Origin of the sequence: Pseudoalteromonas sp. T1lg22, from assembly GCF_002964645.1 — a bacterium.
In the GTDB taxonomy this organism is placed as follows: Bacteria; Pseudomonadota; Gammaproteobacteria; order Enterobacterales; family Alteromonadaceae; genus Pseudoalteromonas.
In genome coordinates this window covers 220070-238624 of sequence record NZ_PQBY01000016.1, presented here as the reverse complement: position 1 = coordinate 238624, position 18555 = coordinate 220070, and the positions used below count along the sequence as shown (strand labels likewise).

18 protein-coding genes and 1 pseudogene are annotated in these 18555 nt (G+C 50.1%); 18 read left to right on the top strand and 1 reads right to left on the bottom strand.

Features of this window, described 5'->3' with window-relative positions; translation table 11 throughout:
• Nucleotides 1-5: 5 nt before the first annotated feature.
• The 18 genes and pseudogenes from C2M24_RS10690 to C2M24_RS10605 all read left to right on the top strand — a co-directional run bounded on the left by C2M24_RS10690 (nucleotide 6) and on the right by C2M24_RS10605 (nucleotide 17999).
• Nucleotides 6-1493, top strand: a complete 1488-nt coding sequence (locus C2M24_RS10690) for an NAD(P)H-hydrate dehydratase (RefSeq protein ID WP_105214856.1) — start codon at nucleotides 6-8, stop codon at nucleotides 1491-1493.
• A gap of 7 nt (nucleotides 1494-1500) precedes the next feature.
• Complete coding sequence (gene tsaE / locus C2M24_RS10685) at nucleotides 1501-1971, top strand: tRNA (adenosine(37)-N6)-threonylcarbamoyltransferase complex ATPase subunit type 1 TsaE (RefSeq protein ID WP_105200095.1); 471 nt, start codon at nucleotides 1501-1503, stop codon at nucleotides 1969-1971.
• Nucleotides 1964-3304 (top strand): N-acetylmuramoyl-L-alanine amidase, encoded by a 1341-nt coding sequence (locus tag C2M24_RS10680; RefSeq protein ID WP_105214854.1) that lies wholly within the window; start codon nucleotides 1964-1966, stop codon nucleotides 3302-3304. The genes tsaE and C2M24_RS10680 overlap by 8 nt, the downstream gene beginning before the upstream one ends.
• 8 nt (nucleotides 3305-3312) lie before the next feature.
• Nucleotides 3313-5160, top strand: a complete 1848-nt coding sequence (gene mutL / locus C2M24_RS10675; RefSeq protein ID WP_105214852.1) for a DNA mismatch repair endonuclease MutL — start codon at nucleotides 3313-3315, stop codon at nucleotides 5158-5160.
• 6 nt (nucleotides 5161-5166) lie between these two features.
• Entirely contained in the window at nucleotides 5167-6084 is a 918-nt protein-coding gene (miaA, locus tag C2M24_RS10670; RefSeq protein ID WP_105214850.1) for a tRNA (adenosine(37)-N6)-dimethylallyltransferase MiaA, read from the top strand.
• 79 nt (nucleotides 6085-6163) lie between these two features.
• Nucleotides 6164-6430: an RNA chaperone Hfq gene (hfq, locus tag C2M24_RS10665; RefSeq protein ID WP_105187956.1), complete on the top strand. Its 267-nt coding sequence runs from the start codon at nucleotides 6164-6166 to the stop codon at nucleotides 6428-6430.
• Nucleotides 6431-6441: 11 nt separating this feature from the next.
• Nucleotides 6442-7725, top strand: coding sequence for a ribosome rescue GTPase HflX (gene hflX, locus C2M24_RS10660; RefSeq protein WP_105200098.1), 1284 nt, complete (start codon nucleotides 6442-6444; stop codon nucleotides 7723-7725).
• 142 nt (nucleotides 7726-7867) lie between these two features.
• The gene (gene hflK / locus C2M24_RS10655) at nucleotides 7868-9040 is read left to right on the top strand and encodes an FtsH protease activity modulator HflK (protein ID WP_105200099.1); all 1173 of its coding nucleotides are present in this window, start codon (nucleotides 7868-7870) and stop codon (nucleotides 9038-9040) included.
• A gap of 2 nt (nucleotides 9041-9042) precedes the next feature.
• A pseudogene (hflC, locus tag C2M24_RS10650) lies at nucleotides 9043-9920 on the top strand (protease modulator HflC).
• 77 nt (nucleotides 9921-9997) lie between these two features.
• Entirely contained in the window at nucleotides 9998-10192 is a 195-nt protein-coding gene (locus C2M24_RS10645; protein WP_105214848.1) for a DUF2065 domain-containing protein, read from the top strand.
• A gap of 125 nt (nucleotides 10193-10317) precedes the next feature.
• A complete protein-coding gene (locus tag C2M24_RS10640; protein WP_105200102.1) occupies nucleotides 10318-11634 on the top strand; it encodes an adenylosuccinate synthase in 1317 nt (438 codons plus the stop codon).
• A 315-nt stretch (nucleotides 11635-11949) separates the two neighbouring features.
• A complete protein-coding gene (rnr, locus tag C2M24_RS10635; RefSeq protein WP_105214846.1) occupies nucleotides 11950-14403 on the top strand; it encodes a ribonuclease R in 2454 nt (817 codons plus the stop codon).
• A gap of 12 nt (nucleotides 14404-14415) precedes the next feature.
• Nucleotides 14416-15150, top strand: coding sequence for a 23S rRNA (guanosine(2251)-2'-O)-methyltransferase RlmB (gene rlmB / locus C2M24_RS10630; protein ID WP_105215239.1), 735 nt, complete (start codon nucleotides 14416-14418; stop codon nucleotides 15148-15150).
• A 187-nt stretch (nucleotides 15151-15337) separates the two neighbouring features.
• Entirely contained in the window at nucleotides 15338-15682 is a 345-nt protein-coding gene (rpsF, locus tag C2M24_RS10625; protein ID WP_105200104.1) for a 30S ribosomal protein S6, read from the top strand.
• 18 nt (nucleotides 15683-15700) lie between these two features.
• The gene (gene priB / locus C2M24_RS10620; protein WP_105200105.1) at nucleotides 15701-16030 is read left to right on the top strand and encodes a primosomal replication protein N; all 330 of its coding nucleotides are present in this window, start codon (nucleotides 15701-15703) and stop codon (nucleotides 16028-16030) included.
• An 11-nt stretch (nucleotides 16031-16041) separates the two neighbouring features.
• On the top strand, nucleotides 16042-16269 hold the full coding sequence (gene rpsR / locus C2M24_RS10615; protein ID WP_010386263.1) for a 30S ribosomal protein S18: 228 nt from the start codon (nucleotides 16042-16044) through the stop codon (nucleotides 16267-16269).
• A 35-nt stretch (nucleotides 16270-16304) separates the two neighbouring features.
• Complete coding sequence (gene rplI, locus C2M24_RS10610; protein ID WP_105200106.1) at nucleotides 16305-16757, top strand: 50S ribosomal protein L9; 453 nt, start codon at nucleotides 16305-16307, stop codon at nucleotides 16755-16757.
• A 759-nt stretch (nucleotides 16758-17516) separates the two neighbouring features.
• Nucleotides 17517-17999: a DUF4304 domain-containing protein gene (locus tag C2M24_RS10605; protein ID WP_105214844.1), complete on the top strand. Its 483-nt coding sequence runs from the start codon at nucleotides 17517-17519 to the stop codon at nucleotides 17997-17999.
• A 209-nt stretch (nucleotides 18000-18208) separates the two neighbouring features.
• On the opposite strand, the gene C2M24_RS10600 is transcribed toward C2M24_RS10605, so the two are convergent.
• Nucleotides 18209-18550: a cupin domain-containing protein gene (locus C2M24_RS10600; RefSeq protein WP_105214842.1), complete on the bottom strand. Its 342-nt coding sequence runs from the start codon at nucleotides 18548-18550 to the stop codon at nucleotides 18209-18211.
• Nucleotides 18551-18555 lie beyond the last annotated feature (5 nt).

The following is an 18555-nucleotide window of genomic DNA, read 5'->3' as shown; positions in this document are numbered from 1 at the left end:
CAACCATGTATCTTAACTACAGTACTAATTTACCACAGCAGGCTTATAGCCCCCAACAGTTAAGAGAAAACGAGGCGCATGCGGCCAAGCACTGCGGCATTAGCATGACAGAGCTGATGGCAACCGCTGGTGGCGCTGTAGCGGCCTGGGTGCAGGCCCATTATGCCAATAACCAGCGAGTGCTGGTGCTGGTGGGCAGCGGCAATAATGGCGGCGATGGTTTCGTTGTTGCCGAGCAACTAAGACGTGCCGGTTACTCTGTGCAGGTGTGGCCCCTGTTATCCTTAGCTCACTTGGGAAGCGACGCCATAGAAATGATGCAGCGCTATAAAAATGGCGGTGGTGAGTGCGTGGCCAAGCCCAATTTGCACCAGTTTGAGTTGATCATAGACGGTGTCTTTGGCATTGGTCTGGATCGCCCTCTGAGCCCGGAGCTGCAAGACACCTTTACACATCTTAATGAATTGCGTGCGGTGCGTATTGCCATCGATGTTCCCAGCGGCGTAAATGCCACAAGCGGTGAGGTTTACCCCGGCGCTTTTGCCGCGCACCATACCCTGACCTTTATCGGCTTAAAACAGGGGATGCTCACCGGACGAGCCAAGGCGCAATGTGGCTTACTCTGGTTTGCGCCTTTGGGCGTGGCTCAGGCCTTTGCTCATATCTGTATGCCGAAGGCGCGTCGCCTAATTCATGATGAGATGATGAGAAAACGCCCGCAGCGCCAGCCCTGTGCCCATAAAAATAATGCCGGTCATGTACTGGTGATAGGTGGTGGCCCAGGCATGGCCGGAGCGGCGCGTTTGGCCAGTGAGGCAGCGCTGCGTTGCGGTGCCGGCCTGGTCAGCGTGGCGACCCACCCGGAAAATGTCATGGCGGTATTGCAGGGGCGTTTTGAGTTGATGGTGCATGGGGTTGAGACGCCGGAGCAATTGATGCCGCTGCTCGACAAGGCTTCGGTGCTGGTGGTAGGGCCCGGACTGGGGCAGTGCCAATGGGCTCAAACCTTACTGCAGCAGGTGCTAAAGCACGGGAAGGATAAAGTAAAGGTGCTTGATGCCGATGCCCTTAACCTGCTGGCGCAAAACCCTCAGGAACTAAATAAAGCCGTGCTGACGCCGCACCCAAAAGAGGCGGCCAGGCTATTGAATACCTCGGTGGCTGAAGTTGAAGCCAACCGCTTTGCGGCGCTAACCGAGTTGGTAAAGCATTATCGGGCAACCGCGCTGTTAAAAGGGCCGGGTACCTTGATTGCTTGTGAGCAAAGGCTGTGGATCAACAGCAGTGGCAGCGAGGTACTAGCGAGTGCTGGGATGGGTGATGTATTATCTGGTATTATAGCTGCTTTATTAGCCCAGGGCCTGAGTGCCCAGGATGCGACATGCCTTGGTGCCTACTTGCATGGGTTTGCTGCCGAGCAAGCGGCGGCACAAGGCGGCAAGGGGCTATTAGCCAGCGATTTATTCCCAGTTTTAAGAGCATTAGTAGGATAAGCAATAGATGAGTCATGAATTTCACCAGTATTTAGCCGACGAAGCGGCCACCGTGGCCTTTGGCAACACTCTCGCCAAATTTGTGGCGGGCGGTGTGGTGATTTATCTTTATGGCGATCTGGGGGCGGGTAAAACCACCTTGAGTCGCGGTCTAGTGCAAGGGCTGGGCCATAAAGGCAAGGTTAAGAGTCCCACCTATACCTTGGTGGAACCTTACGAACTACCCGAGGTCAATATATATCATTTTGATTTATATCGATTAGCCGATCCCGAAGAACTGGAGTTTATGGGGATCCGGGATTATTTTGATAATAGTGCCGTATGTATTCTAGAGTGGCCAAGTAAGGGTGCCGGGATGATCCCTCGCGCCGATTTAAAAATCACCTTAGAGTATAACGGCGAAGCGCGTGAGATCAGCATTCTTGCCGACACCGAGCGAGGCGCTGACATAGTAACGAAGTTAAAAGGCAATGCTTAAAACAATTATAACCGCGAGCAAGATTACCTTAAGTTGCATACTAGTGCTGTGGGCTGCGGCCGCATCGGCACAGAATAAAATTGAAGGGGTGCGGGTTTGGCCGTCGCCGGATAGTACCCGCATCGTATTCGATATGGCCGAAAAGCCGGATTACAGCTTTTTTATGCTCAGTAATCCGCGGCGCCTGGTGGTGGATATTAATAACACCGCCCGACACAGCGACTTTCCGAACATAGAAAAAAAGCATCAACTCGTTGATGTGATCCGCGCCAGCAAGCCAAAAAAAGCCGGCTCTACCCGAGTGGTGTTTGAATTACTTAAACCGACAAAGCCCGTGCTCTTTGCTCTGGCACCAACTGGTCCCTATAAAGACCGCTTGGTGATCGACCTGTACGATAAAAGCGACAACCAAAGCGCCGAGAAAACACCTAAGAATCGCGTGCTTGAAACCAATCGTGACATAGTGATTGCCATAGATGCCGGTCATGGCGGTGAAGATCCGGGCTCTATAGGCCCAAGCGGTACCTATGAAAAAGACATTACTCTGAAAATCGCCAAGCGCCTAGAGCGTTTGATTAATGCCGAGCGTGGCATGAAGGCGCATTTAGTGCGCAGTGGTGATTACTTTATCAAGGTCAACTCGCGTAGCGCCAAGGCCCGTGAAGGCAAGGCCGACTTCCTGGTTTCTATTCACGCGGATGCTTTCACCAGCCCGCAGCCAAGAGGGGCATCGGTGTGGGTGTTGTCGCTGCGCCGGGCCAACTCGGAAATCGGTAAATGGATTGAGGACAGGGAAAAACATTCAGAGCTTCTTGGTGGTGCTGCGGATGTGATTCGTGATACCGCCAGTGAAAAATACCTGGCGCAGACGCTGCTTGATATGTCCATGGATCATTCCATGAAAACCGGCTTTAAGATTGCCGAAGAGGCGGTTAAAGAGCTGAGCAAGGTCGCGAAAATGCATAAACGCTATCCGCAGGCGGCGAGCTTGGGGGTATTGAAATCACCGGATATTCCATCCATCCTGGTTGAAACCGGCTTTATTTCCAACCCACAGGAAGAGCGTTTATTGCTTTCGGCGGGGCATCAGGAAAAGCTGGCACAGGCTGTGTTTAAATCGATCCGCGGCTATTATCAGCAAAATCCGCCGGATGATTCCCTGTTCGCCACCATTAAGGCGCAGAATCCAACCCGTCACAAGATCTCCCGTGGTGAGTCGTTAAGCGTGGTTGCCAGCCGTTATGGTGTATCGGTGAGCGACCTGAAGCGGGCTAACAAACTCAAATCAGATCGGGTCTATATCGGCCAGGTACTGACCATTCCCAGCACCTAAGTGAGCTTATGAGTATAGAGATATTACCGGCGCGTTTGGCTAACCAAATCGCCGCCGGTGAGGTTGTTGAGCGTCCAGCATCCGTGGTTAAAGAGCTGGTTGAAAACAGCCTGGATGCCGGTGCTACCCGCATTCGCGTCGACATTGAGCGCGGCGGCCATAAGCTTATTCGTATTAGTGATAATGGCAGCGGTATTGCCAAAGACGAGCTCACCCTGGCGCTATCGCGTCATGCCACCAGTAAGCTGAAAAGTCTCGATGATCTGGAAAATATTTGCTCTTTGGGCTTTCGTGGTGAAGCCCTGGCGTCGATTAGCTCGGTCTCTCGACTGACGCTTAAATCCAAGCCCGCAGCGCAAGCAGAAGCCTGGCAGGCCTTTGCCGAGGGGCGGGATATGGCGGTGCAGGTACAGCCGACGGCGCATCCGGACGGCACCAGTATCGAAGTAAAAGATCTGTTTTTTAATACCCCGGCGCGGCGCAAATTTTTACGTACCGAAAAGACCGAGTTTAGCCATATCGATGAACTGCTTAAGCGTATAGCCCTCAGCCGCCTCGATATCGCTCTGACCTTAACGCACAATGGCAAGGTGGTACGCCAGTATCGCCCTGTGTCCGAAGAGCAGGCGGTGAAGCGTATTGCGCAGGTCGCCGGAAAGGGCTTTGCCGAGCAGGGCATGCACCTGCAAAGTGGCGAACAGGGCTTGTATTTGCACGGCTGGATCATGCCTCAGGAAACCCAAACCGAGCCGCAATACACCTATGTAAATGGCCGCATGATGCGCGATAAGCTGATCTTGCATGCAATTCGCCAGGCCTTTGAAGAGCATGTGGGCGCCACCCATGTGCCGGCCTTTGTACTGTATTTGGAAATCGACCCGCGCCAGGTGGATGTGAATGTGCATCCGGCTAAACACGAGGTGCGTTTTCATCAGGCGCGCCTGGTGCATGACTTTATTTTGCAGGCGGTACAGCAGTTAATCACCACAGAGCAAAGTCTGTTTGGTCACCAGGAAGCGCAGCTGCCAACACAAGCCGCGACGCCGATTGAGTATGGTGATTATCCGAAATCCCATTTACAGCCCCAGCTTATGCAGCCGCAGAATGAATCTCAAACTTGGGCAAGCGCTTTATCAGCTTCACCTAGGGCGTCATCGGGTGGCGGCAATGCGAGTGCGGGCTATGGTGCTAAAGCCCCTGGCTCAGCGCCCAAAGCGGCACAAATTGAACAGGCTAATCGCTATTATCAGGGCATTAGCGAGGTGCAGGCGCATAGCTTTACTCAGGCCGCGCAGCAGGTCGCGCCAGTAGCAGGAGCGATAGCTTTAGGGCAAAACGTCGACATTCTCCCTTTAAATCATGGGCGCTGCGCCCTAAGCCAGGAAGGCGAGCTTTACCTGGGCCATTGGCGCAGTGTGTTATTACCGGCTTGGCAGCAAGGGCTCGAAGAAGATGCACAGTTGCCGGGAAGGGCACTGTTACTGCCGGTGCGGGTGGCTATCAATAGCGAAGAGTTTACCCGGCTGGAGGCAAGCCAGTCCTGGCTGGCGGTGCTGGGCTTTGATCTGGAGCTGGTAAAACAGCATGTGATGGTCAAGCGTTTACCCAGCTGTTTGTACAGTGTGGACGCCAAACAGGTGATCGAATGTGTATTGGCGGCGCCGCTTAGTGAAAAAGATGGCGAACAGCCCTGGCTGCAATGGCTGGCAAGTCAGGTGCCGGAGACTTACTTTGACGGTCAGGACTTTCTTAACTGGCGCTTGCAGCTGCAAAAATGCCCCGAGATTATGCAGCACTTACAGCAAAAAGCCGTTAAAATAGACGTATCCCAGTACCTCAACCAAATAAGCGTTTAAAGTTCCGTGAGTACACTGCCAGTTATATTTTTAATGGGGCCAACGGCCTCGGGTAAAACCGATCTAGCCATTGAGCTCTGCCAGCACTTCGATACCGAAGTGATCAGTGTCGACTCGGCCTTGGTATATAAGGGCATGGACATAGGTACGGCCAAACCTAATGCTGAAGAGCTGGCAAAAGCGCCGCATCGATTAATCGATATTATCGACCCGGCCGAAAGTTACTCCATGGCGGATTTTCGCAGCGATGCTCTGGCGCATATCAAGGAGCTGCACGCTCAGGGCAAGGTGCCCCTGTTGGTGGGTGGTACCATGATGTATTTCAAAGGCTTGCTTGAGGGCTTGTCGCCTTTGCCCGAGGCGGATGAAGCGGTGCGGGCCGAGTTGGAAAAAGAAGCCAAGGAGCAAGGCTGGCCAGCCTTACATCAGCAGCTGCAGCAGATAGACCCGCAGGCCGCGGCGAAAATCAATGCCAATGATTCGCAGCGTATTAACCGTGCCCTAGAGGTGTATCGCATTAGCGGCAAGACCATGACGGAGTTACAGCAAAACAAGGCGCAAGCTCTTGATTTTCCTGTTTATCAGTTTGCCATTGCGCCAAGCGATCGCAAGGTGCTGCACCAGCGTATTGAGAAAAGATTCAAAATAATGCTGGAGCAGGGGTTTGAAAATGAAGTTTTGTCCTTATATAACAGGGATGATTTGCATCCAGATTTGCCATCGATACGTTGTGTCGGCTATAGACAAATGTGGGATTACATCGTCGGTGAAATTGACTATGATGAGATGGTTTTTCGCGGCATTGCGGCAACCCGTCAGTTAGCAAAACGTCAGCTGACCTGGTTACGCGGTTGGTCGGACCTCACCTGGCTTGAAAGTGGGGATAGTGAAAACTTGCAACGTATAGTAAGTTCGCTAAGCTAGTATTATTGGAACGATTTTTGTTTTAAGTATGTTCCAGATATAGTTACATAATAACATCTATAAACTAAGGAAAATAACAATGGCAAAAGGCCAATCGTTACAAGACCCATTTTTGAATGCGTTACGTCGTGAACGTGTTCCTGTTTCTATCTTTTTAGTTAACGGCATTAAACTGCAAGGTAAAATTCAGTCATTTGACCAATTTGTGATCTTGCTTGAAAACACAGTAAACCAAATGGTGTATAAGCACGCGATTTCGACCGTAGTGCCGGCCCGTTCAGTTAATTTCCACGGTGCGCAAGGAACAGACGCGCCAGAGTCAGAAGAAGGGAATTTTAATCAGTAGGAGCAGTGTGCTTGTTTGACCGTTATGAAGCCGGCGAACAGGCAGTCTTAGTACACATAGAGTTTCCCCATGAAGGTGATAGAGAAGACCTTCAAGAGTTGGAAATGCTGGTGTCTTCTGCAGGTGTTAGTAGTCTGATGGTTGTGCAAGGCAGCCGTCAGGCACCACATCCCAAGCTATTCGTCGGCACGGGTAAAGCAGAAGAAATCGCTGAGATTGTCCAATCCCACAACGCAGATGTCATTATATTCAATCACGAATTAAGCCCATCACAAGAGCGCAACCTAGAGCGAGTGTGCAAATGCCGCGTGCTCGATAGAACCGCGTTGATTTTAGATATTTTCGCCCAAAGGGCGCGTACCCATGAAGGTAAACTCCAGGTTGAACTGGCGCAGCTACGCCATATTTCCACCCGTTTGATCCGCGGTTGGACACACTTGGAGAGACAAAAAGGTGGTATAGGTTTACGGGGTCCTGGTGAGACCCAGCTTGAGACCGACCGCCGTTTATTGCGTGCACGTATTAAAAACATCCTTAAACGTCTTGATAAAGTAGCGAAACAACGTGAACAAGGGCGTCGTGCGCGAAATCGAAATGAAATTCCCGGTGTTTCTCTGGTGGGTTATACCAACGCCGGAAAGTCGACCCTGTTTAATCGCCTGACCGAGTCGGATGTGTATGCAGCGGATCAGCTGTTTGCGACCCTGGACCCCACTTTGCGTAAGCTTGAGGTGCCGGATATTGGCAGTGTGATCCTCGCCGATACCGTGGGCTTTATTCGCCATTTGCCCCATGACCTGGTGGCGGCCTTTAAAGCCACACTGACCGAGACCCGTGAAGCGGACCTTCAGTTACATGTGATCGATGCGGCAGATCCTCGCCGTAAAGAAAACATCGAGCAGGTACAGGAAGTGCTGGAGGAGATTGAGGCCAACGAGATCCCGCAATTGCTGGTGTACAACAAAATTGACCAACTCGAAGATGTTGAGCCGCGTATTGACAGAGACGACGAAGGCAAGCCACGTCGAGTGTGGTTGTCGGCGCAGCAGGGTCAAGGGGTGGAACTGCTAAAGCAGGCGATCAGCGAATTGCTGGCTAAGCAAATGCTCAACACCTTGTTGTGTGTGCCGCCGAGTCAGGGGCGTTTACGTGGTGCTCTGTACAACCTCAACAGCATCAACAAGGAAGACCATGACGAAGATGGCAACTGGTTGCTGCAGGTGAATGTACCCATGAGCGAGTGGAATAAGTTGAAAAAGGAAATCGGTGAACAAATCGATAGCTACCTTACTTAGCATGGGAAAATACGCTAAAGTAGCACCATTAAAGATTTTCTTTGTTTACAGCTGGGCGTTTAACGCCTCGTTGTGACAACGCAGGTAATGCTAAGCTAGCATTACCCCGAATAACGAATATTGATAACTATGGAGTAGAGCTATGGCCTGGAACGAGCCGGGTAACAATGGCAACGGCAAAGACCCTTGGGACAATAAAGGCGGTCGCGACCAAGGCCCACCTGATTTAGACGAGGTACTGAAAAAGTATTCCGATAAATTTGGCGGTCTGTTTGGCGGCAACAAGGGCGGAAATAAAGGCGGTGGTGTCGGAGGCGCTGGCATCTTTATCGTGGTGATCATCGCGCTGATCATTTGGGCCTTGAGCGGTTTTTACACCGTAAAAGAAGCGGAACGTGGTGTGGTCTTACAGTTTGGTAAGTTTGCCCGTATCGCCGAGCCAGGTCTGCGTTGGAAAGCCACCTTTATCGAAAACGTTATTCCCGTGGATATCGAAGCGGTACGTTCACTGTCGGCGTCTGGCTTTATGCTGACCGAAGACGAGAACGTGGTTAGCGTTGAGTTTGAAGTTCAGTATCGTGTGCTTGACCCTTATCTTTACAAGTACAGTGTTACCGATGCGGATCACAGTCTTCAGCAAGCCCTGGATAGCGCCCTGCGTTATGTGGTTGGTCATGCGAAGATGGATCAGGTACTGACCACTGGCCGTGAGGTGGTACGTCAGCAGACTTGGGAAGAGTTGAACGGTATTATCGAGCCTTATAAATTGGGTCTGGTTGTTACCGACGTGAACTTTAAAGACTCTCGCCCGCCGTCGGAAGTAAAAGACGCCTTCGATGACGCCATTGCCGCGCAAGAAGATGAAGAGCGCTTTATTCGTGAAGCGGAAGCCTATGCCCGTGAAATCGAGCCTCGTGCCCGTGGTCGCGTTACGCGTATGACCCAGGAAGCGGAAGCCTACCGTGAGCGTGTAACTTTGGAAGCTCAGGGTGAGGTGGCGCGTTTTGAAAAGCTGCTACCTGAGTATCAAAGTGCTAAGCAGGTAACACGCCAGCGTTTGTATATTGATGCCATGGAGCAGGTGCTTGGCAGCAGCTCTAAAGTCTTGGTTGACGTGAAAGGCGGCAACAACATGATGTATCTGCCTTTGGATAAAATCATGGAGCAGCATTCGTCAGGTAAAAAAGTAACTTTACCAAATGCCAATACCATCCAGGATTTACGTAACAAGCTAGGCACTAATTCATCGCAAAACAGCCAGGTGAATTCAGGTAATGACCGTTTCGCTAAAGACCGCTTTAATGGAGGACGATAAAAGTGAGAAATTTTAGTTTAATCCTCATTATCGCTGCTGTGGTATTTTCTTTTTCTTCGGTATTTGTGGTGCCGGAAGGACAAAGAGCCATTGTTTTGCTATTCAGCAAGGTGCAAAAAGACGACAGCGATAACGCCGTGGTGTATGAGCCGGGTCTGCACTTTAAGGTGCCCTTTGTGGCTCAGGTGCGCAAACTGGATGCTCGTATTCAAACCTTGGATGGTGCACCGGATCGCTTTGTAACCAGCGAGAAAAAAGATTTGATCGTTGATCTTACGTGAAGTGGCGCGTTCAAGACTTTAGTGATTATTACATGCGTACTCGCGGTGATAAGAACTATGCGGAAACCCTGCTTAAGCAAAAGGTAAACAATGGCCTGCGTACCAACTTTGGTGCTCGTACTATTCGTGAAATCGTTTCTGGTGAGCGTAGCGAGCTGATGGCGGATGCCTTAATTCAGGCCTCGGAAAGTGCCCGCGAGTTGGGTATTGAAGTGCTGGACGTGCGCGTGAAGCAAATCAACCTGCCAGACGAAGTGAGCAGCTCAATCTACCAGCGTATGCGCGCCGAGCGTACCGCGGTAGCGAAAGAACACCGCTCACAGGGTCAGGAAAAAGCCGAAGAGCTGCGCGCCGAAGTGGATCGTCGCGTGACGGTTATGCTGGCGGATGCCGAGCGTAATGCCCGTTCTGTGCGCGGTGAAGGTGATGCCCAGGCGGCAAAAATTTATGCCGATGCCTACAACAAGGATCCTGAATTCTTCGGTTTCCTGCGTAGTCTTGATGCGTATAAAAACACCTTTAAGAATAAACAAGATGTGATGGTGATAGAGCCCAACAGCGAATTCTTCAAATATATGAAGAACGCCTCGGCGCAGTAATCGCTCCATTTTTAAAAGCCCTGAGATTTAGTCTCGGGGCTTTTTTTTTTGCCATTATTTTAACTGGGGGAGGCTAAATGAGCTGGCAATTATTTTTAAGTGCCGTAGCATTAATGCTGATATTTGAAGGCCTGGGGCCGGCGCTATTTCCAAAACAGTGGCGCGCTTATTTACTGCAGATAGTGCAGACCGATGAGCGGACTCTGAAGATGGTCGGCATAATTTTAATGCTCATTGGCGCGGTGTTATTTCACTTTGTGCAACCAGGTTAATCCCTTGCTAGCCCTATGAGTAAAAAGTAAAAAAACTATTAGCGGAAAAAATAGCCAAAACGGGGTGATCTCTGGCCCTCTTTTCTGGTAAAATCTGCGCCTAATTTTTTCTAAGTGAATTTGCAATGGGTAAAAACGTCGTTGTATTAGGCACCCAGTGGGGTGACGAAGGGAAAGGGAAGGTTGTTGACCTTCTTACAGATAAAGCATCTTTAGTAGTACGCTACCAAGGTGGTCACAATGCTGGTCACACGCTAGTGATCAATGGTGAGAAAACCGTACTGCACTTGATCCCATCGGGTGTACTGCGTGACAACGTTAAATGTATCATTGGTAACGGTGTTGTACTTGCTCCAGACGCCTTAATGAGAGAAATCGGCATGCTTGAAGAGCGTGGCGTACCTGTGCGTGAGCGTCTTCTAATTTCTGAAGCTTGTCCGCTGATCTTGCCTTATCACGTAGCACTTGATGTTGCGCGTGAAAAAGCACGTGGCGATAAAGCCATTGGTACTACTGGTCGTGGTATCGGTCCTGCCTACGAGGACAAGGTAGCACGTCGTGGTCTGCGTGTTGGTGATTTGTTCAACCCAGAGCAATTCGCGAACAAACTACGCGAGATCCTTGAGTACCACAACTTCACTTTAGAAAATTACTACAAGGTTGAGCCGGTCGACTTCCAGAAGACATTCGATGACGCTATGGCTGTGGCTGAGATCCTTAAAGCTATGGTTGTTGACGTTACCGAGCTGCTTGACCAAGCGCGCGCAAACGGTGAAAACATCCTTTTTGAAGGTGCTCAAGGTACACTTCTTGACATCGACCACGGTACATATCCGTATGTAACTTCTTCAAACACCACTGCTGGTGGTGTGGCGACAGGTGCTGGTTTTGGTCCATTAAATCTGGACTACGTACTAGGTATCGTAAAAGCCTACACTACTCGTGTTGGTTCAGGCCCATTCCCTACAGAGCTTTACGACGGCCTTGATAAGCAAGACCCAGTTGGTAAGCACCTAGGTGAGAAGGGTCACGAGTTCGGCGCGACCACAGGTCGTCTGCGTCGTACTGGTTGGTTTGATGCCGTGGCTATGCGTCGTGCAGTGCAGATCAACAGCATCTCAGGCTTCTGTATGACCAAGCTTGACGTACTTGACGGTATCGAAACCATCAAGATCTGTACTGGCTACCAGCTTGAAGATGGCACAGTTACCAACGTAACTCCGCTTGCCGCTGAAGGCTACGAGAAGGTAACGCCTGTATACGAAGAAATGCCGGGCTGGAGCGAAAACACTTTCGGTGTGACTCGTGTTGAAGACCTGCCTAAAGCAGCAATCGACTACATCAAGCGTATCGAAGAAATCACAGGCGTACCTGTTGATATCATCTCTACCGGTCCTGACCGTGTTGAGACCATGATAGTACGCAACCCATTCGGTGAGTAATTACCAAATGCGTTAGAAAAAAGCTGCTTCGGCAGCTTTTTTTGTGCCCAAATTTTGAAATTTTGTTACTGTTTTTGCCTTTAAGTGGTGCTAAGCGAAAAATGTCACAGCAGCGTTGGCGTTTTTACGTACCGCTTGTTGCTTGCTTAGCTCTCACCTGGCAAGGTTGCACCTTGCACACGGCATTCTTGTTGCGGGAAAGAGCCTCAATTTGATTTAAAAGCCCAATCGACCCAAAACTTTAACAGTAATTCCCTGTTGCCTTTTTCTTATATGGGTTAAAATAACAGCATAAATCATAGTATAAGTTAATGAATGACCAAGCAGGATCCATACCTCGATAGAGAACAGCAAAAATACGACAATCCCGTCCCCAGCCGAGAGTTTATTCTCGACCACATAAAGAAACGCTCTAAACCTGCCACCTTTAGCCAACTTTGCGGCGAACTCGAAGTTTATGAAAGTGATCGTCAAATCGCTTTTAAGCGTCGTTTGCGTGCCATGGAGCGTGAAGGTCAGGTGCATTTTAATAAGCACAAGTGTTACGTCATCCCCGAGGATAGCGCCCTGGTGAAAGGCAAGGTCATCGGCCACCGTGATGGCTTCGGCTTCTTGCAGGTTGAGGGTGAACCCAAAGACTGGTTTATTCCCCGTCATCAGATGAATCTGGTGCTCCATGGTGATGTGGTGCTGGCCAAGGCTGGCTCACGAGGCCAGGGTGGTAAGGTGGAAGCGCGTATTGTTCGGGTGCTGGAAAACGAGCGTGCGCCTATTATTGGTCGTTATTTTGTTGAGCACGGTATGGCCGTGGTGGTGCCGGAAGATCCGCGCCTGACGCAAGACATTATAGTTCTGCCCGGTGCAGAAAAGGGTGCGCGTCATAATCAAATGGTGCAAATCGAGATCACCCAAAACCCGACCCGCCATATGAATGCGGTAGGCAAGGTGACCGAAGTGCTGGGCGATCACCTGGCGCCGGGCATGGAAATCGAAGTGGCACTGCGCAACTACGAAATTCCCCATCAATGGCCGGAGGCCGTTGAACAGCAGGTTGCACCTCTGGGCGAGTTTGTTGAAGAAAAAGATAAGCAAGGGCGAGTAGATTTACGTCATCTGCCGCTGGTGACCATAGACGGTGAAGACGCCCGAGATTTCGATGACGCCGTGTATTGTGAGCGCAAAAAATCCGGTGGCTGGCGGCTGTGGGTGGCCATCGCCGATGTCTCTCACTATGTGAAAAAGGGCTCACCGCTGGATATGGAAGCCATCAACCGTGGTAACTCGGTGTACTTCCCCGAGCAGGTGATCCCTATGCTGCCGAAAGTGCTTTCCAACGGCCTGTGTTCCTTGAACCCTAAGGTTGACCGCCTTTGTATGGTGGCGGAAATGAGGGTTTCCGATGCGGGTAAGTTGTCGGGTTATCGTTTCTACGAAGCGGTGATGAATTCCCATGCCCGTCTAACCTACACCAAGGTGCATGGTATTTTAGAAGGCGACGAGCGCCTGTGCGAAGAGTACGAGCCGTTAGTGGGTTATCTAAAAGACCTGCAGCAAATGTATATGGCATTAAAAGCGGCGCGTCAGCAGCGCGGTGCCATTGAGTTTGATACTCTGGAAACCCGCTTTGTCTTTAATGCTCATCGCAAAATAGACTCGATTGTACCCGTGGTGCGTAACGATGCTCATATGCTGATCGAAGAGTGTATGATCATGGCCAACGTCGCCGCCGCGCGACTGTTGGAAAAACATGAAGCCAGCGCCCTGTATCGGGTGCATGATGAGCCGGACAGCGAAAAGCTGGGACATTTCCGTGAGTTCTTAGGTGAGCTGGGTGTGGAGCATCCCTTTGGTGATGCCCCCGAGCCCGGTGAGATCACCGCCGCCATCAATAAGCTGGCGGAGCGTCCGGAAATTGAGCTGATCCAAACCATGTTGCTGCGCGCCATGAAGCAAGCCGTGTATCAGGCCGACAACATTGGCCACTTTGGTTTGGCTCTGCCAGCCTATGCGCATTTTACCTCGCCCATACGCCGTTACCCGGATTTAGTGGTGCACCGCGCCATTAAGGCCATTTTAAAATCTCAGGGTCAGCAAACCAGCGGCGAGCATGCATACAGCGCCGATGAAGCGGATCAACTGGGCGAGCAGTGCTCCATGACCGAGCGCCGCGCCGATGATGCCACCCGTGAAGTGGCGGATTGGCTAAAATGTGAATATATGCAAGACCATGTGGGCATGCAGTTTGGCGGGGTGATCTCCTCGGTGACCAACTTCGGTATTTTTGTACGCCTGGATGACCTGCAGATTGACGGCCTGGTGCATATTGCCAGTTTAGGTGATGAATACTTCCATTATGATGGTGCCAAGCACTGTTTAGTGGGCGAGCACACCAACAAGGTGTATCGCATGGGTGATAAGGTGCGCGTGCAGGTGGCCTCGGTGTCCCTTGAAGAGCGCCGCATTAACCTGGTGCTGGCCAGCGATGCTGAAGACAGATATAGTCGCCGCCGCGCTAAACCTTCGGTGCGCGAGCAGCTAAAATCAGGGGAGATCCCTGATAAAGGTAGAAAGCCTAGATCTGGCGCCAAGTCCGGAGCTAAGTCAGGTTCCAAATCTGGCTCAAGGTCGGGCGCTAAACCCGCAGGCAAGGACAAGCCTAAAAAGGCTGGTGAAAAAGACAAAAAGGGGGCCGTGGCGAAAAAAGCCAAGGCCAAGAAGGCAAAGAAAAAGCAGCGTGCAGGTAAAAATGCCCGCACCAGAGCAAAATAGTAGAGAGTGTTTGTGAGCAACGAACTAATTTTTGGCTTTCACAGCGTTGAAGCCATCTTAAGCAAAGAGCCTGAGCGCTTTTTAGAGATTTACGCACTCAAGGGCCGCGAAGACAAGCGTCTTAATGACGTTATTAATCAGGCTCGCAAGTTTGGTATTTCAATCCAGTTTATGCAGCGCAAGGCCCTGGACGATAAGGCCAAGGGCGAACAGCACCAGGGCATTATCGCCAATGTGCGCGCCGGTAAGCAGTACAGCGAAAAAGACTTGGACGATATTATCAAGCGCGAGCAAACCCCCTTCTTGTTGGTGCTTGATGGCATTACCGATCCGCATAATCTCGGTGCCTGTTTACGTAGCGCCGATGCCGCCGGTGTCCATGCCGTTGTGGTGCCTAAGGATAAGTCGGCCAAGTTAAATGCCACGGCCCGCAAGGTGGCCTGTGGAGCAGCGGAAACCGTGCCCTTAGTGCAGGTGACCAACCTGGCGCGTACCCTGCGTGAAATCAAGGACGCGGGCGTGTGGGTAGTGGGCACTGCCGGTGAAACCGATACCACCTTGTTCGAAGCCAATCTGACCGGCCCGATCGCCATAGTGATGGGCGCCGAGGGCGATGGCATGCGCCGTTTGACCCGCGAGCACTGCGATGTGTTGGTGAAAATCCCCATGGTGGGCACTGTATCCAGCCTCAATGTATCCGTGGCTACGGGCATCAGTTTATTCGAAGTGCTGAGACAGCGCGCTTAACTTATCGAAATAGCGTGAAGCCCGCATTATCGCGGGCTTTTTTATTGCTTAAGGCGGATAAATTAAGTTGCTTAATTTGCCAGCAATGCGTAGAATACGCGCTCATTTCGACCTTTTAACTTTAATTCCTTGCCTTAAACCGAGTGGTCGAAACGGTGGAAGGCTATATTAACCGTAAGGAATACCCATGCGTCATTACGAAATCGTATTCATGGTTCATCCAGATCAAAGTGAACAAGTAGCTGGTATGATCGAGCGTTATACTGGTTCTATCACTGAAGCTGGCGGTAAAATTCACCGTCTAGAAGACTGGGGTCGTCGTCAACTGGCTTACCCAATCGAAAAGCTTCACAAAGCACACTATGTTCTAATGAACGTTGAAGCACCAACTGAAGTAATCAACGAGCTTGAAACTTCTTTCCGCTACAACGATGCAGTGCTTCGTAACCTAGTTATGCGCACTAAAGATGCAGTAACTGAAGCTTCTCCTCTTGCTAAAGAAGAGAAAAAAGAAGCTGCTGCTGAAGCTTAATCGTTCTGCGTGGTTGTAATGGCTGAACTGTCTAGCGAGCAAGCGCTCAACCTAGTCGAACTTGGTGGCGTTATTTGTAAGGCCCCAAAATTCAGTCAAAGCCCGGCCGGTGTGCCACACTGTATTTTCGTGCTTGAGCATCGTTCAATACAGGTTGAAGCGCAACTTAACCGACAAAGTTATGTTCGCATTCAAGTGGTCGCAAGTGGCAATGAGCATCAACCAGCAACACAGTATTTGCAAGTTGAGCAACAGGTACGAGTTAGGGGATTTTTAAATCGCCATCAGGGCCGAAACGGCCTCAGTCAACTGGTACTACACGCTCAGCAAATTGAAAGAATTAATTGAGGAAAATACTCATGGCACGTTACTTCAGACGTCGTAAGTTCTGCCGCTTCAAAGCGGAAGGCGTACAACAAATCGATTATAAAGATCTAGCTACTCTTAAAAACTACGTTACAGAAAGTGGCAAAATCGTACCTAGCCGTATCACAGGTACTAGCGCTAAGTATCAGCGTCAGCTAGCAACCGCTATCAAGCGTGCTCGCTACCTAGCCCTTCTTCCATACACTGACTTACACAAGTAAGCAGCGGATTAACTGTTTTTAAAAGGTGTAGAGACATGCAAGTTATTCTACTAGACAAGATCGCAAACCTAGGTAGCCTAGGTGACCAGGTTTCAGTTAAATCTGGTTTCGCACGTAACTTCCTTTTCCCTAAAGGTAAGGCAGTTCCTGCAACTAAAGTTAACATCGAAACTTTCGAAGCACGTCGCGCTGAGCTTGAAGCGAAAATCGCTGAAGAGCTAGCTGCTTCACAAGCACGCGCTGAGAAGCTTGAAGCACTTGCAGAAGTGACTCTTGTTTCTAAAGCAGGTGACGAAGGTAAACTATTTGGTTCAATCGGTACTCGTGACATCGCTGACGCGATCTCTGCAACTGGTATCGCTGTAGCTAAATCAGAAGTTCGCCTACCTACCGGTACTATCCGTGAAACAGGTGAATTCGACGTAGCAATCCAGGTTCACTCAGAAGTTACTGCAACTATCAAAGTGATCGTTATTGCTGAAGCTTAATCGTCGATTAGCTTTATGTGAAAAACCGCGCCAAGGCGCGGTTTTTTTATGTCTGTTTGTAGGTCGCTGACAACCATGCCTATGTAGTTCGGTGCTATGCGCAGACAAAGGTGCCTTTGGAAAGATCTTGTCGCGTTGGGTGAGCGCGTTAAGAAAATAGTCCGGTGGACTATTTTTAGCAAGCGAACGCCTTGAGCCAGAGAGAGGCCGGGGACGGCAACTTGAGATACAAATCACCTTAGGTGCAAGTGATTCATCCATGAAGCTGGGCTCCTGTCGGCATCCATGCCTCCACCTCCGTGAGCTGCGAAGCAAGGCTTCGGTCACCCGTCGCCCTCGCTCTTAATGATACACTCCACAACAAAATCTGATTTCTCCAGCGCGAATCAAAACGGGGAGGGTGATACCTGTGAATTTTGAGTGCCTGGTGTGCCAGAAGCGGACCTTCACACGTAACTCGTTTCTGCCCCACAATGAGTTAACATAAATGCTCTAAGGGTGATTTTGAGCGAAAAGCTAACGTTCATGCTTCCATCTAAATTACTGTTTATATATCCATAATCATTGAGTTTCTTCCATAGTCAGGAAAACGACCCAATGGGTCGTTTTTGTCGTGTCCACATTTAGGGCAATGTAACGTAACTTCAATGCTGGTAAGTACTTCCTAAATTTGCTATCAATGGTCATAGGACAAAAACGAGACAGATTGCGGCAGAAAAACGACCCAATCGCTCGATATTAAATTGTTAAGGCATTAGGATGGCTAGTGCAAAAAGTTTAAAAAAGTACGCAAAGAATAGCCTGTCGCCTTATATGGCCGCTTTAGGATTCGAACTTATTAAAGGGCTTTCATATGTAAAGGAAGCACCTGAAGGAATGACCTACTTCGTGGATTGTTTTGCCAGCAGGTGGGGTAATGTGACCTTTGACGTCGGCATCTATGTTCCAGAGTTGGATGAAGAAGAACGGGAAGATCTGGCTTGGCCTAAGGTCATGAGATCTCTTGTTGGGGGAGAGCTTCAAGAAGACAGTCCGATGCTCAAATATGTTCAGCATTGCTGGAATTTTGAAAGTGAACCAGAGGCAGTTATTGATCGTGTTCAAGCAGCAATAGAAAAGTATGCCATTCCTTTTTTCGAAGAGATTCAATCTAGAGAAGATATGGTAAATGCAATTGATAACGACTGGTACAAATGGCAGAGAGATGAAGAGCTGTTGGGCAGGATATTACAAAAGCCTTAACAAGCCGATGCACGCGGAGCCAGCTACGTTGCACAATTATTGTGGTGTCGCTGCGCTCTTTTACCACAATAATTGTTCCACTGCGCTGGCCCGGTGATCGGGGCGTTACCGAATAAATACTCTAACGTGTTTTTGTCCAAAAACGCGCTAGAGTGGTCGTCTGCTTCTCCCTCTTCGCAGACACTAAGCTGATGTGAAGACTAGTCGATTCAAACTAACACTCTATCTCCATGGCTTGGGGGTGTTGAGGTGACGATGAAACAGAGGTGTTCTTCGTGTTTATTTTTGAGTTGGTGCGGTGTTTGGGCGGGGACGTGTATGCCTTGTTGAGGGTGTAATTTATACTCTTTACCGTCTACTTCGATGGTGGCGATGCCGCTGAGGATAAAGAAGAACTGCTCGCTGTGTTCGTGATAATGACGGACTTCTTTACAACCCGGTGGCACAAGTTCTTGAATAACGCTGAGGTTGGCAGATTTCACTAAATGCCAACCATCGCAGTTATCGCCCCAGGTGTAGTGCTCTGTATTTTCGGTATTAACGGGTTTCATAGTAT